This is a genomic window from Tepidiphilus thermophilus (assembly GCF_001418245.1).
GTDB classification, from domain to species: domain Bacteria; phylum Pseudomonadota; class Gammaproteobacteria; order Burkholderiales; family Rhodocyclaceae; genus Tepidiphilus; species Tepidiphilus succinatimandens.
On the sequence record NZ_LIPU01000002.1, the window covers coordinates 159,889 to 173,428 of the forward strand.

Sequence of the window (13,540 nt, forward strand, 5' to 3'; positions counted from 1 at the left end):
GACACCCTCATGTCTCGGGTCAAAACCTCGATACTCGCCCTATTCGCCTTGGGAATCGCCGCCTGTGGCATTCTTGCAACGACCATCGTCCTCGCCTGGCAGCAGCTGCCCACGCTCGATCAGCTCATCGACTATCAGCCGAAGATCCCCTTGCGCGTCTACTCCGCCGAAGGCGAACCCCTGGCGGAGTTCGGCGAAGAGAAGCGTGTCGTCTTAAACGTCAATGTCATACCAGATCACCTCAAGCAGGCCATCCTCGCCGCCGAGGACGAGCGCTTCTACGAGCACCCCGGCATCGACGTGCAAGGCATCGTTCGCGCCGCCTTCGTCAATTTCGTGCGTGGCGGCAAGGCTCAGGGCGCCTCGACCATCACCATGCAGGTGGCGCGCAATTTCTACCTCTCGCGCGAAAAAACCTTCAACCGCAAGTTCTACGAGATCCTGCTCGCCCTCAAGATCGAGCGCGAACTGAGCAAGGATCAGATCCTCGAGCTCTACCTCAACCAGATCTACCTCGGGCAACGCGCCTATGGCTTCGCCGCCGCAGCGCAGACCTATTTCGGCAAGCCGGTGCAGGCGCTCACGCTGGCCGAGGCGGCGCTGCTCGCGGGGCTGCCCAAGGCGCCCTCGCAGCTCAATCCCATCCGCAACCCCGAGGCGGCGAAGAAACGCCGCGAGTACGTGCTCTCGCGCATGCTGGAAGCAGGTTTCATCACGCAAGAGCAATACGCCGCGGCGGCGGCCGAACCGATCGTGCTCGCCCAGGACCGCTATCGCAACGATCCGACCGCGATCAACGGCAACGGCGTCGGCCAGTACGTGGCCGAGATGGCGCGCCTCTTCGCGCTGGAGCGTTTCGGGGACGCTGCCTACACCGCCGGCATCCAGATCTTCACGACGATCCGCCTGGCCGACCAGCGCGCCGCCGAGGCCGCCGTGCGCCACGGGCTTCTGGCCTACGACCGGCGCCATGGCTACCGCGGCCCCGAAGGCATGCTCGACGCCAAAGCGGTGGCCGAGCGCGATTGGGATACCTTGGATGCCCAGCTGTCGTCCTACCCCGATTTCCCCGAGGCGCTCGCCGCCGTCGTGCTGGAAGCGAGCGATCGCAGGCTCGTCGTCTGGCGCCATGGCAAGACCGTGGAATTCACCGACAAGGCGCTCGACTTCGTGCGCCGCAGCCTCGGCGCCAAGGCCCCCGAAGAACAGCGTCTGCGGCCCGGCGCCGTCGTGCGTCTGCGTCCTCTGCCCAATGAGCGCTGGGAACTCACCCAGCTACCCGAAGCGCAGGCGGCGCTCGTCTCGCTCGATGCCGACACCGGGGCGGTGCGCGCCCTCGTGGGCGGCTACGATTTCGGCCTGACGAAATTCAACCACGCCACCCAAGGGCAGCGCCAGCCCGGCTCCTCCTTCAAACCCTTCATCTATTCCGCTGCTCTGGAAAAAGGCTGGGGTCCGGGCAGTTGGGTGGAAGATGCGCCCCTTTTCTTTTCCGCCGAGCTCACCGGCAGCAAGGACTGGGAGCCGAAAAACTACGACGATCGCTACGAAGGCTGGATGCGCCTGCGCGACGCCGTGGCCAAGTCCAAGAACGTGGTCGCGATCCGCGTGCTCAACGACATCACGCCGGCCTACGCCCAACAATGGATCACCCGTTTCGGGCTCGATCCGGCGAAACACCCCGCCTACCTGACGATGGCCCTTGGGGCCGGCAGCGCCAACCCCTGGGAAATGGCGCGGGCCTATGCCGTGTTCGCCAACGGCGGCTACCTCGTCGAGCCTTATTTCATCCAGGAGATCCGCGACGCCCAAGGCAATCTGCTCCTGCGCGTGCAGCCAAAGGTCGCAGGGCAAGACGCGCCCCGCGTACTCTCCGAGCGCAACGCCTGGATGATGGACTCGCTGCTGCGCACCGTGGTCGAGCGCGGCACGGCCGCGGCGGCGCGCGCCCGGCTCAAGCGCTCAGACCTGGCCGGCAAGACCGGCACCACCAACAACCAGGTCGACACCTGGTTTGCCGGCTATCAGCCCAAGATCGTCGCCGTGAGCTGGCTCGGTTTCAGCCAGCCGCGCTCGCTCGGACGGGCCGAGACGGGGGGGCGCGCCGCGTTGCCCATCTGGATCGAGTACATGGAGACGGCACTGCAAGGCCAACCCGAGGTCAAACGCCCCATGCCAGAAGGGATCTCCACGGTGCAGCTCGACGACAAGACCGAGTATCATTACAGCGAATACCCGCCTCCCTCGCCGTATCCACCCTCATCTGAACCCGTCGAAGAAGCTCCTCCGCCAAACGACATGACGGAAGACCCTTTCTATGATTTGATCCAGCAGCGGCGGCAAGGTACGCCCGACGCCGCTCCTCGTGCCCCCGTGCTCGATCGTCCCTTTCTGAATTGAGCTAGAATTCGCCCATGAGCCGATCCCGCGTAAGCCTCAAGCATCATTTCCTGATCGCCATGCCCGACATGGCCGATCCCAATTTCGCCCAGACGGTGGTGTATCTCGCCGAGCACTCCGAAGAAGGGGCGATGGGCGTGATCATCAATCGTCCCACCGAGATCACGCTCGGCACCCTCTACGAGCGCATTGACTTGTCGCCCCCCGTTCCCGCAATTGCCGCCCGGCCGGTCTTCTTCGGCGGCCCAGTGGCTACCGAGCGCGGGTTCGTGCTGCACCGCCCGGGCGGAAGCTGGCACGGCACCACGGTGCTGCCGCATGGTCTCGCGCTCACCAGTTCCCGCGACGTGCTGCAGGCGATCGGCGAAGGCAAGGATCCGCACGACTTCCTCGTCGTCCTGGGGCACGCCGGCTGGGCCCCGGGTCAGCTCGAACAGGAACTCGCGCAAAACGCCTGGCTCACCGTCCCGGCCGACCCCGAACTCATCTTCGGCGTGGCGCCGGAGCAACGCTATGAAGCGGCGCTCGCGCTCCTGGGCGTAGCGCTTCATCACCTCGTCATCCATGCCGGACACGGTTGAAGCCGCCCTGCCGCGGCGCGGAACGGTGCTCGCCTTCGATTATGGCCTTACCCGCACCGGTCTCGCCCAGGGGGATCTCGAATTGCGCCTGGCGGTGCCGCTCACCACGCTTCCCTCGCGCGACGAGCCCGCTTTCTTCGCCGCCATCGCCGCGCTCGTCGAAGAGTGGCGGCCGGTGCTGCTCGTCGTCGGCCGCCCCGGCGAAGCACAAGACCACGAGCATGGGCGGCGCTGCGAGCGCTTCGCCCGCCGCCTGCACGGCCGCCACCGGCTGCCCGTGGTGCTGGTCGATGAAGCCTTCTCTTCCTGTGTGGCCGAACGACAACTCGTGGAAGTCGGCCACCGCGACTGGCGGCATCGCAAGCCGGTACGAGATGCGCTCGCGGCATGCGCCATCCTGCAAAGTTACTTCGACGGCGCGCCCTGGCGCGACGCCGTCGCTCCCAAGGAACCCGTATGAACTCATTCCCTGATGCGGAAGCGCTCTATGCGCGGCTGCGCGAGCAGCTCATCCCCGACATCGACCGCTTCGACGCCTTGGTGGGCATCCACTCCGGCGGCGCCTGGCTCGCCGAGCGGCTGCAGCGCGAGCTCGCCCCTGCCAAGGCGCTCGGCAGCATCGATATTTCATTTTACCGCGACGACCTCGCGCAGCGCGGCCTGGGCCGCTCGCGCGTGCGCGCCTCGCACATCCCTTTCCCTGTACAGGATGCGCGGATCCTGCTCGTCGATGACGTGCTCTACACCGGCCGCACCGTACGCGCGGCGATCAACGAGCTCTTCGACTACGGCCGCCCCGCGCGCGTGGAGCTTGCCGTACTCGTCGATCGCGGCGAACGGGAACTTCCGATTTGCGCGCGTTACGTGGCCCATACCCTGCCCCAGCCGCTGCCTGCCGGCGAGCGGCTCGAACTCGCCCGCAATGAAGCGGGCCTCTTCACCCTCCGGACCCTGCGCGATGAGCCACCCACAACTCGATGAACATGGCCGCTTGCAGCATCTCCTGAGCCTCGACGGGCTGCCGCGCGAGGTGCTGCTGCAGATCCTCGACATGGCCGAGCCTTTCCTCGAAGTCACCGAACGCGAAGTGAAGAAAGTGCCACTGCTGCGCGGCAAGAGCGTCTTCAACCTCTTCTTCGAGAATTCCACCCGCACGCGCACCACTTTCGAGATCGCCGCCAAGCGGCTATCGGCCGACGTCATCAACCTCAACGTCAGCACGAGCTCCACCACCAAGGGTGAGTCGCTGCTCGACACCATCGACAACCTCTGCGCGATGAACGCCGACATGTTCGTCGTCCGCCACGCGAGCAGCGGCGCGCCCTTCCTCATCGCCCGTCACCTGCGAGAGCGCGGCCTCGAGCACATCCACGTGGTCAATGCCGGCGACGGACGCTACGCCCACCCCACGCAGGGGCTGCTCGACATGTACACCATCCGGCACTACAAGAAAGATTTCTCCCGGCTGACGGTGGCCATCGTCGGCGACGTGCTCCACTCGCGCGTGGCCCGCTCCGAGATCGCCGCGCTCACCACTCTGGGCGTGGGCGAGCTGCGTGTGATCGGCCCCAAGACGCTGCTGCCCGTAGGGCTCGAACAGTTCGGCGCCCGCGTCTTCCACGACCTGCGCCAGGGCTTGCGCGACGTCGACGTCGTCATGATGCTGCGGCTCCAGAACGAGCGCATGAAAGGGGCCTTGCTGCCCTCGAAGGAAGAGTACCACCAACGCTTCGGGCTCACGCCCGAGAAACTCGCGCTCGCCAAGCCCGACGCCATCGTCATGCACCCGGGGCCGCTCAACCGCGGCATCGAGATCGACTCGGCGGTGGCCGACGGCCCCCGGTCGGTGATCCTGCCGCAAGTCACCTTCGGTATCGCCGTGCGCATGGCGGTGATGAGCCTGCTCGCCGGACAAGGAGCCCAAGCATGAGAGTGCGCATCCGCAGCGCCCGCCTCGTCGATCCCCGTCGTCGCCAAGAAGAGCTCGCCGACCTGCTGATCGCCGACGGGCGCATCGTCGGCCGCGGCCCGGCGCCGGATTTCCACGCCGATCACACCATCGAGGCCGAAGGGTTGGTCGTCTGCCCCGGCCTCATCGATACCTTCGCCCGGCTGCGCGAACCCGGTTTCGAATATCGCGCCACGCTCGCCTCCGAGCTCAAGGCCGCCGTGCGCGGCGGCATCACGCGCGTCGTCACCCCGCCCGACACCGACCCCCCGCTCGACGAAGCCGGCCTCGTCGAGATGCTGCGTTTCCGCTCCGAAGCGCTGGGGCTCGCCCACGTGCACCCGGTAGGCGCTCTCACATTGGGACTCAAGGGCGAGCGCCTCTCGGAGATGGCGCTCCTTGCCGAAGTCGGCTGCATCGCCCTGGGTCAGGCCGACGTGCCCATCGCCGACAGCCTGTCGCTCTTTCGTGCCTTCCAGTACGCCGCGACCTTCGATCTCCCCGTGTGGCTCACCGCCTCCGACCCTTGGCTCGCGGCAGCCGGCTGCGCGCACGACGGGGAAGTGGCTGCCCGCCTGGGCCTGCCGGGCATTCCCGCCTGCGCCGAGACGATCGCCTTGGCGCGGCTTCTGGAACTCGCCCGCGCTACCGGCGTGCGGCTGCACGTGCAGCATCTCTCGAGCGCCGCTTCGCTGCCGCTGCTCGCCCAGGCGAAAGCCTCGGGGCTGCCCGTGAGCGCCAGCGTCTCGGCGCTGCACCTTGCCTGCAGCGAACACGACCTCGGGCACTTCGACACCCACACACACGTGATCCCCCCGTTGCGCAGCCAGGCCGACCGCGCGGCGCTCGCCCAGGCCGTGGCCGAAGGACTGATCGACGTGATCGATTCGAACCACACCCCGGTCGACGACGACGCCAAGGCCGTCCCCTTTGCCGAGAGCGAACCCGGTGCGACTGGGCTGGAGCTGCTCCTGCCGCTCACGCTAGCCTGGGGGCGCGAGCGCGGGCTCGACCTCGCCGCGGCGCTCGCTCCCATCACCGAGCGCCCCGCCCGGCTCCTCGGCCAGGAAGACGCTGGCCATCTGGGAGAAGGCGCGGTGGCCGACCTCTGCCTCTTCGACCCCGAGGCCCGCTGGCAGGTCACACCCGAGTCGCTTGCAAGCCTGGGGAAGAACACGCCGCTCTTGGGGCAAACGGTGCAGGGGCGCGTGGTCGCCACCCTGGTGGCCGGCCGCCCGGTCTTCAGCCGCTAAAGCAGGGTCTCAAGCCGCGCCGCCACCGCCTGCGGATCGGAGGTGGCGATGCGCACGCGCTTGGCACGGCCCGTCTCTCCCTGTACGATCGCGATGGCCGCACGCGGCACGCCGCAGAATTCGGCCAGAAAGCGCACGAGCGCCTCGTTCGCCTTCCCGTCCACGGCGGGAGCGGCCACGCGCAGTTTCATCGCCTCGCCATGGCGTCCCGCCCACTGGCTGCGTTTGGCGCCCGGCTGCACGTGCAGCCTCACCACCACCGCCTCGGGCTCGAGGCGGATGGGCGACGCTTCATTCATCCCAGCCCGCCGCCCAGCAGCAGCCGTACCAAGAGAAAGCGCAACTGCCCGCCGGCGATCGCCAGCACCTGCAACAGCAGCAGAAAGACGAGAGGACTCAGGTCGATGCCAGCGATCACGGGCACGACGCGCCGGATCGGTTCGAGCCAGGGGGCCACGATCGCCGCGGCGATCGCCGCGGCTGGAGCGCGCGGATTGACCCAGCTCAGGACCGCCGCGAAGAGCACCGCGAAAAAGAGCAGATATCCCAGCACGTAGAAGCTCTCGAGTAGCCCGCCCAGTACCACCAGACCGATGAGCCCGCCGAGCGGCAAGAGCGCGAGCTGGCCGAAGAGCGCCATCTTCAGCAGCACGAAGAGCGACTGCGTCGCCCAGACCAATCCCAGGCTCACTGCGTCCCAGCGCATGCGTGGCTTCAAGATGCGGCGCAGCGGCAACACCGCCCAATCGGTGAGCGCGAGCACGAAACGCCCCAGCGGTGTGTAGAAGGAAATGCGCTGCGCCTGCATCAGCACCCGCAGCCAGAGCACGGCGGTGAAGGCCTGCGCCAAGGTGCCGAGCACCAGATCGAAGAGCTGCTGGCCCATCATCACGGCGCCTCGCCCAGCTGCCGCGCGAGTTCCTGGCTGCGCGCATGGGCGGCGAACACCGCCTCGCGCACAGTCTCGGCAAAGCCCCGCTCGGTGAGGCGCGCGAGCGCCGCCTCCGTCGTTCCTCCCTTGGAGGTCACGTTCTCGCGCAGGCGCGACAGCGGCTCCTCGCTCTCCTGGGCGAGTCGCACCGCGCCCGCGGCGGTGGCCTGCGCCAAACGGCGGGCAGTGGCAGCGTCGAACCCCAGCGCTTCGCCTGCCGCCTGCAAGGCTTCGAGAAAGGCGAAGACATAGGCCGGGCCGCTGCCGGAAAGGGCGGTGATCGCGTCGATTTTTCCTTCCTCCTCGACCCAGAGCACCTCGCCCACCGCCGCCATGATGCGCTCGGCCTCCTCGCGCCCCAGCGCATCGACGCTCGGGTCGGCGTAGAGCCCCGTGACCCCCGCCCCCACCAGGGCAGGCGTATTGGGCATGGCACGCACGAGCCGCCGGTGCCCGCCGAGCCAGCGCCCGATCACGCCAAGCGGCAAGCCCGCGGCGATGCTCAGCACCAGGATCCGCCCCAGACGGCCGGCGAGCGGAGTCACCGCCTCACGCAAATGCTGGGGCTTGACTGCCAGCACGATCACGTCGGTCTCGAACCAGGCATCGTCGAGCACCGTCTGCGCCGCCACGCCGAAGCGCGCTTCCAGCGCCCGGCAGCGCACCGCGTCGGGATCCATCACCTGGACTGCGCGCGCACTCGCCACCTGGCGCGCCAACAAACCGCCGATCAGGGCCTCGGCCATGCGGCCGCCGCCAAGAAAACTGATTCTCATGGTTTCTTCCTCTCCCCGAAAATCGCCGTCCCCAGGCGCACGTGCGTCGCTCCCTCCTCGATGGCGAGGGTGAAATCGCCCGACATGCCCATCGAGAGCACGTCGAGCTCGAGCCCCTGTGCGCGCAGCTCTTCCAGGCAACGGCGCAGCATACGGAAACGCGCACACAGCACAGCCTCGTCGGAAGTCGGCTCCGGAATGCACATCAGACCGCGCAGGCGCAGACCAGGCAATGCCGCCACCGCCTGCGCGAGCGCCGGCACCTCGGCCGGCGCCACGCCGGACTTGCTCGCTTCGCCGCTCACATTGACCTGCAGCAGCACCTGCAGCGGCCCCAAGGCGGCCGGGCGCTGCGTCGCCAGCCGCTCGGCCACTTTCAGGCGATCGACGGAATGCACCCAGGCGAAGTGTTCAGCGATGGCCCGCGTCTTGTTGCTCTGGATGGGACCGATGAAATGCCACTCGAGCGGCAGGTCCGAGAGCGCCTCGACCTTGGCCACGCCTTCCTGTACGTAGTTCTCGCCGAAGACCCGCTGCCCGCAGGCAAAGGCCGTACGCACGGATTCCGGCGGCTGGGTTTTCGACACCGCCACGATCGTCACCGAACCGGGAGGACGCCCGGCACGAACCTCGGTCTCGGCCACGCGCGCGCGCAGCGCCTCGAGCCGGCGGCACAAAAGTTCCTCGCGGCGCGACGAATCCGCTACAATCGTCATTCCGAAGCCATACTCGAAGTCTAAGATTGAACCGAGTATAGCATCGCCGCCGTCCGCCTCCCAGGAGATCGTATGGACATCACCGAACTGCTCGCCTTCTCCGTCAAGAACAAGGCTTCCGACCTGCACCTGTCGGCCGGCCTGCCACCGATGCTGCGCATCAACGGCGACATCCGGCGCATCAACCTGCCTGTGCTCACCGATGCCGACGTCAAGGCGCTCGTCTATGACATCATGAACGATGCGCAGCGCAAGAACTTCGAGGAACATCTGGAGGCGGACTTCTCCTTCGAAGTACCCGGCATCGCCCGCTTCCGGGTCAACGCCTTCCTGCAGGACCGGGGCATGGGGGCGGCTTTCCGTACCATCCCGAGCAAGGTGCTCACGCTCGAAGAGCTCGCCGCGCCGCCCGTGTTCAAGACCATCTGCGATCAGCCCCGCGGCATCGTGCTCGTCACCGGCCCCACCGGTTCGGGGAAATCGACCACGCTGGCAGCGATGCTCGATCACATCAACACGCATCAGCCGGTCCATATCCTCACCATCGAGGACCCGATCGAGTTCGTCCACGAGCCGAAGAAAGCGCTCATCAACCAGCGCGAGGTGCACCGCGACACCCATTCCTTCGAGAATGCGCTACGCTCGGCGCTGCGCGAAGACCCGGACGTGATCCTGGTGGGCGAGATGCGCGACATCGAGACCATCCGGCTCGCACTCACCGCGGCCGAGACCGGCCACCTCGTCTTCGCCACCCTGCACACTTCCTCGGCCGCCAAGACGATCGACCGCATCGTCGACGTCTTTCCCGCCGCCGAGAAAGAAATGGTGCGCTCCATGCTCTCCGAATCCCTGCGCGCCGTCATCTCGCAGGTGCTGCTCAAGCGCAAGGACGGCACCGGTCGCGTGGCGGCGCACGAGATCATGATCGCCAACGCGGCCATCCGCAACCTCATCCGCGAGAACAAGGTGGCCCAGATGTACTCCATCATCCAGACCAACCAGGCCATCGGCATGCAGACGCTCGACCAGTGCCTCATGGAGCTGGTACGCCAGCAGGTGATCTCAGTCGAAGAAGCCCGCTCGGTGGCACAGAACAAAGATCAGTTCCAGGTCGCTCCGACGCGCGTCATCTAAGTCTCTGGTGGCATTCCACCCAAGCAGTAACCGGCTAAGGACCGTCATCATGCAAAAAGACCAATCACTGCGCTTCGTCAACGACCTGCTCAAGCTCGCGAAGCAGAAAAAGGCCTCCGACCTCTTCATCACGCCGGACTTCCCTCCGGCGCTGAAAATCGACGGCAAGATCACCCCGCAGACGGCGCAGCCGCTCACCGCCATCCATACCGCGGAGATCGCCCGCGCCCTGATGAACGACCGGCAAGCCGCCGAGTTCGAGGCGACCAAGGAATGCAACTTCGCCATCAATCCCACCGGGATCGGGCGCTTCCGCGTCAATGCCTATCTGGAAAAAGGCGCCGTGGCGCTGGTGCTGCGCGCCATCGCCGACCGGGTCCCCACCTTCGAGGAGCTGATGCTGCCGCCCATTCTCAAGGAGATCGCCATGCTCAAACGCGGCCTGGTGGTCTTCGTCGGCGGCACCAGCACCGGCAAGAGCACCTCGCTCGCCGCGCTCGTCGATTACCGCAACGAGAATTCCTTCGGCCACATCATCACCATCGAAGATCCGATCGAATTCGTGCACACGCACAAAAACTGCATCGTGTCGCAGCGGGAGATCGGCATCGACACCGAAAACTGGGAAATCGCCCTGAAAAACACCTTGCGCCAGGCCCCTGACGTCATCATGATGGGCGAGATTCGCGACCGCGAGACCATGGACTACGCCATCGCCTTCGCCGAAACCGGACACCTTGCGCTCGCCACGCTGCACGCCAACAGCGCCAACCAGGCGCTCGACCGCATCATCAACTTCTTTCCCGAAGACCGGCGCCAGCAGCTGCTCATGGATCTCTCGCTCAACCTGCGCGCCTTCGTGTCGCAGCGCCTGCTGCCGCGCGCCGACGGTCCTGGGCGGGTTCCGGCCGTAGAGATCATGCTCAACTCGCCGCTCATTGCCGATCTCATCTTCAAAGGGGAAGTGGGCGAGATCAAGGACGTGATGAAGCGCTCGCGCGAGCTGGGCATGCAGACTTTCGACCAGGCCCTCTTCGACCTCTACGAAGCGGGGCTCATCCGCTACGAAGACGCGCTGCGCTACGCCGACTCGGTCAACGACCTGCGGCTACAGATCAAGCTCTACAGCAAACGGGAAGACAAACCCGACATCCGTCCGCCCGACGGCCTCGACGTCCTCTGATGGCGTGCGTCACAGCGGCGTGCTGGTGCGCCGCCGCATCGGGCCGGCCACGAGGCGGTATTCCAGAAGGCGGCATTCCAGCGCCCCGTTGAAGAGCGGCACGCGCCGGCTTGCCTTGAGTCCGATGGCCCGCGGCAATTCCGGGTCGGCGGTAAGGATCCACGCGCGCCAGCCCGTCCAGTGGCGCTTGAGCGCATCGCCCAGCCGCGGATACCATGCCGCCAGCCTCTGCGCTTCATCGAGCCGAACGCCGTAGGGCGGGTTGGCCACCAAAACGCCTTCTGGTGCCGGGGCGACGAGTTCCCCCACATCGGCCACTTGCCAGTGCACCGCCTCCTCCAGACCCGCTGCGGCGAGGTTGTCGCGCGCGGCCGCCACCATCGCCGGATCGACGTCGGAGCCCCACAGCCGCAGCGGCACGTCGCGGCGCAGCGCCTTGGCACGCTGGCGCAAAGCCCGCCACTGCGCCGGGTCGAAATTTTCCAGGTTTTCCAGGGCGAAACCGCGCGCGAGCCCCGGGGCGATGCCGCGCGCGGCCATCGCCGCTTCGAGAAGGAACGTGCCGCTGCCGCACATCGGATCGACCAGCGGCTCCTCCGGTCGCCACCCGGTGAGCATGAGAATCCCCGCCGCGAGGTTTTCCTTCAAGGGCGCGGCGACCGTCGAGCGTTTGAACCCGCGGCGGTAGAGCGGCTCGCCGCTCAGATCGAGATAGAGCCGCGCGCGCCGCTCTTGCAGAAAAACCCACAGGCGTACCTGCGGCGCCACAGTATCGACACTGGGCCGCGCGCCCAGCTGCGCCCGGAAGCGGTCGCAGACCGCGTCCTTGACCCGCAGCGCCGCGAATTCGAGGCTGCGCAAGGGCGAGCGCTGCGCGCGCACATCGACGCGGATGGTGCACTCCACGGCAAAATGCCGTGGCCAGGGGATGTCGCGGGCCAGGCGATAGAGCTCGTCCTCGTTGCGATAGTCCCCTTCCCCCACCTGCCACAGCACGCGCGTGGCGATGCGGCTCGTCAGGTTCACCCAAGCGCCGAGCGCGAACTCGCCGGCAAAGCCCACCCCAGCAGAAGCCGGCTCAGGCCGCTCGACCCCCAGGCGCGCCAGCTCCTGGGCGAGCACCCCCTCCAGACCCCGCGGACAAGGGACGAAAAACCGCTCGCTCACGCCGCCTCCTCAAAAAGGTTTCAACACGGCGAGGAACACCACCGCCGTGAGCACCAGCACGGGAATCTCGTTGAAGACGCGATACCAGCGATGCGAGTGACGATTGCGCCCTTCGGCAAAAGCGCGCAGCAGGCGGCCGCACGCCAGGTGATAGACGACGAGAAAGGCCACGAGCAGCGTCTTCGCATGCAGCCAGCCGCCGGAAAAGCCGAAGCCGAACCACAACCACAGACCGAAGACGATCGCCAGCACCCCCAGCGGCGTCATGAAGCGGTAGAGTTTGCGCGCCATCACCAAGAGGTGTGCCCGCACCGCCGGCTCTTCGACCATCGCCAGATTGACGAAGATGCGCGGCAGATAGAAGAGCCCGGCGAACCAGCTCACGACGAAGACGATGTGCAGGGATTTGACGACCAGCATGGACTCATTCTCCTTTTGGGCAGCTCGAATAACCTACTGCGCGGCTGCATGGCGGCGTTGCGCGGTGCTCGGATGCTCGCCTATCTTGGTTGATATGTCTCGCATCCTGCGCTCCGGGCGCCTTGCCCTGTCGCCGCTCGCGACGGTTCTTCAAGCTGCCCTCTCGTTTCGCGGCGGGCTGCGATCGCCGCCAGCACGCCCTCCACCGTCGGATGGCGCAGGCACAGGCGCAGTTCTTCGCGCAACCGCTCGCTGCGCAGACGGCGCGATTCTCGCATGAAGGAGGCCGTGGCGGGTGGCACTGCCGCCAGGGCATCGGCCAGGGGCAAGCGCGGCGGCGCCGGCAAGTCGAAGGTTTCCGCGAGCCGTTCGTAGAATTCGCTCAAGGTGAGCGCGCTTCGATCGACCACGTGATAGGCACGCAGGCTCGCGCCACGGAAGGTGGCAAGCCACAAGGCGCGAGCGAGATCATCGGCGTGGATGTGGTTGGTCCACACTGGCTCTTGCGGCAGCGGCCAGCCGCGGCGCAGCCGCTCCAGCGGCCAGCGATCCTCGGCGTAGATCCCCGGCGCGCGCAGGATCGACAGCCGCACGCCAAGCCGGCGCGCAAACGTGCGCCAGCGCCGCTCGGCAGCCAGCCGCCGTTTTCCCCTGCCCGTCTGCGGTCGCGGCGGATCGGATTCGCGCACCCAGGCGCCGCCGCGATCGCCGTAGATACCGCTCGTGCCGACATAGACCAGACGGCGAGGGCGCCTCCCGCCGCGGGCCAGCGCCGCCGCGAGGCGCTTCGAGCGAGGATCGTCCATCCCTTCGGCCGGCGGAGGGGCGAGCATCCACACCCAGGGCGCGAGCCCGGCGAGGCGACGCAGACCGCGCCGGTCGTCGAGATCGGCGATCAGCACCTTCGCCCCCCTCTCACGCCAGGCCGTCGCCGCCTCGGGACGGCGCACCAGCGCGATGACCGACACCCCCTTCGGCAGAAAACGCATCGCCCGCGCGGCCACGTCGCCTGCCCCGACCACCAGCAATCT

At 67.1% G+C, this 13,540-nt stretch carries 15 protein-coding genes; 8 read left to right on the forward strand and 7 right to left on the reverse strand.

All coding sequences use genetic code 11. The features are described from left to right. Positions 1-9: 9 nt before the first annotated feature. From ASC37_RS02460 to ASC37_RS02485, 6 genes are read left to right on the forward strand one after another with little or no spacing between them, the layout of a single operon-like run. Positions 10-2,400 carry a penicillin-binding protein 1A gene (locus tag ASC37_RS02460; protein WP_055422859.1) on the forward strand — a complete coding sequence of 797 codons (2,391 nt, stop codon included), beginning with the start codon at positions 10-12 and terminating at the stop codon, positions 2,398-2,400. A gap of 14 nt (positions 2,401-2,414) precedes the next feature. Further along, positions 2,415-2,981: a YqgE/AlgH family protein gene (locus ASC37_RS02465; RefSeq protein ID WP_055422860.1), complete on the forward strand. Its 567-nt coding sequence runs from the start codon at positions 2,415-2,417 to the stop codon at positions 2,979-2,981. Continuing rightward, positions 2,965-3,441, forward strand: a complete 477-nt coding sequence (gene ruvX / locus ASC37_RS02470; RefSeq protein WP_055422861.1) for a Holliday junction resolvase RuvX — start codon at positions 2,965-2,967, stop codon at positions 3,439-3,441. The genes ASC37_RS02465 and ruvX overlap by 17 nt, the downstream gene beginning before the upstream one ends. Next, positions 3,438-3,962 carry a bifunctional pyr operon transcriptional regulator/uracil phosphoribosyltransferase PyrR gene (gene pyrR / locus ASC37_RS02475; protein WP_055422862.1) on the forward strand — a complete coding sequence of 175 codons (525 nt, stop codon included), beginning with the start codon at positions 3,438-3,440 and terminating at the stop codon, positions 3,960-3,962. The genes ruvX and pyrR overlap by 4 nt, the downstream gene beginning before the upstream one ends. Continuing rightward, complete coding sequence (locus ASC37_RS02480) at positions 3,940-4,911, forward strand: aspartate carbamoyltransferase catalytic subunit (protein WP_055422863.1); 972 nt, start codon at positions 3,940-3,942, stop codon at positions 4,909-4,911. Before pyrR ends, ASC37_RS02480 begins: the two co-directional genes overlap by 23 nt. After that, complete coding sequence (locus tag ASC37_RS02485) at positions 4,908-6,182, forward strand: dihydroorotase (RefSeq protein ID WP_055422864.1); 1,275 nt, start codon at positions 4,908-4,910, stop codon at positions 6,180-6,182. Before ASC37_RS02480 ends, ASC37_RS02485 begins: the two co-directional genes overlap by 4 nt. Here the strand turns inward: ASC37_RS02485 and ASC37_RS02490 are convergent. From ASC37_RS02490 to ASC37_RS02505, 4 genes are read right to left on the reverse strand one after another with little or no spacing between them, the layout of a single operon-like run. Continuing rightward, positions 6,179-6,481: a DUF167 domain-containing protein gene (locus tag ASC37_RS02490; RefSeq protein ID WP_055422865.1), complete on the reverse strand. Its 303-nt coding sequence runs from the start codon at positions 6,479-6,481 to the stop codon at positions 6,179-6,181. The genes ASC37_RS02485 and ASC37_RS02490 overlap by 4 nt on opposite strands. Beyond that, a complete protein-coding gene (locus ASC37_RS02495; protein WP_082438344.1) occupies positions 6,478-7,071 on the reverse strand; it encodes a YggT family protein in 594 nt (197 codons plus the stop codon). The genes ASC37_RS02490 and ASC37_RS02495 overlap by 4 nt, the downstream gene beginning before the upstream one ends. Further along, positions 7,071-7,889, reverse strand: a complete 819-nt coding sequence (gene proC, locus ASC37_RS02500) for a pyrroline-5-carboxylate reductase (protein WP_055422867.1) — start codon at positions 7,887-7,889, stop codon at positions 7,071-7,073. The genes ASC37_RS02495 and proC overlap by 1 nt, the downstream gene beginning before the upstream one ends. Next, a complete protein-coding gene (locus ASC37_RS02505) occupies positions 7,886-8,605 on the reverse strand; it encodes a YggS family pyridoxal phosphate-dependent enzyme (RefSeq protein WP_055422868.1) in 720 nt (239 codons plus the stop codon). The genes proC and ASC37_RS02505 overlap by 4 nt, the downstream gene beginning before the upstream one ends. A 72-nt stretch (positions 8,606-8,677) precedes the next feature. On the opposite strand from ASC37_RS02505, the gene ASC37_RS02510 reads away from it, so the two are divergent. Both ASC37_RS02510 and ASC37_RS02515 read left to right on the forward strand, forming a co-directional pair. After that, complete coding sequence (locus ASC37_RS02510) at positions 8,678-9,739, forward strand: type IV pilus twitching motility protein PilT (RefSeq protein WP_055422869.1); 1,062 nt, start codon at positions 8,678-8,680, stop codon at positions 9,737-9,739. Positions 9,740-9,788: 49 nt separating this feature from the next. Further along, positions 9,789-10,922, forward strand: a complete 1,134-nt coding sequence (locus ASC37_RS02515; RefSeq protein WP_055422870.1) for a PilT/PilU family type 4a pilus ATPase — start codon at positions 9,789-9,791, stop codon at positions 10,920-10,922. A 9-nt stretch (positions 10,923-10,931) separates the two neighbouring features. Here ASC37_RS02515 and ASC37_RS02520 read toward each other — a convergent pair whose 3' ends face one another. The 3 genes from ASC37_RS02520 to ASC37_RS02530 form a co-directional block, all read right to left on the reverse strand. Continuing rightward, positions 10,932-12,089 carry a THUMP domain-containing class I SAM-dependent RNA methyltransferase gene (locus ASC37_RS02520; RefSeq protein WP_055422871.1) on the reverse strand — a complete coding sequence of 386 codons (1,158 nt, stop codon included), beginning with the start codon at positions 12,087-12,089 and terminating at the stop codon, positions 10,932-10,934. A 9-nt stretch (positions 12,090-12,098) separates the two neighbouring features. Beyond that, on the reverse strand, positions 12,099-12,509 hold the full coding sequence (locus tag ASC37_RS02525; protein ID WP_055422872.1) for a CopD family protein: 411 nt from the start codon (positions 12,507-12,509) through the stop codon (positions 12,099-12,101). Between the two features lie 80 nt (positions 12,510-12,589). Then, on the reverse strand, positions 12,590-13,531 hold the full coding sequence (locus ASC37_RS02530) for an NAD-dependent epimerase/dehydratase family protein (RefSeq protein ID WP_072247893.1): 942 nt from the start codon (positions 13,529-13,531) through the stop codon (positions 12,590-12,592). Between the last annotated feature and the right edge of the window lie 9 nt (positions 13,532-13,540).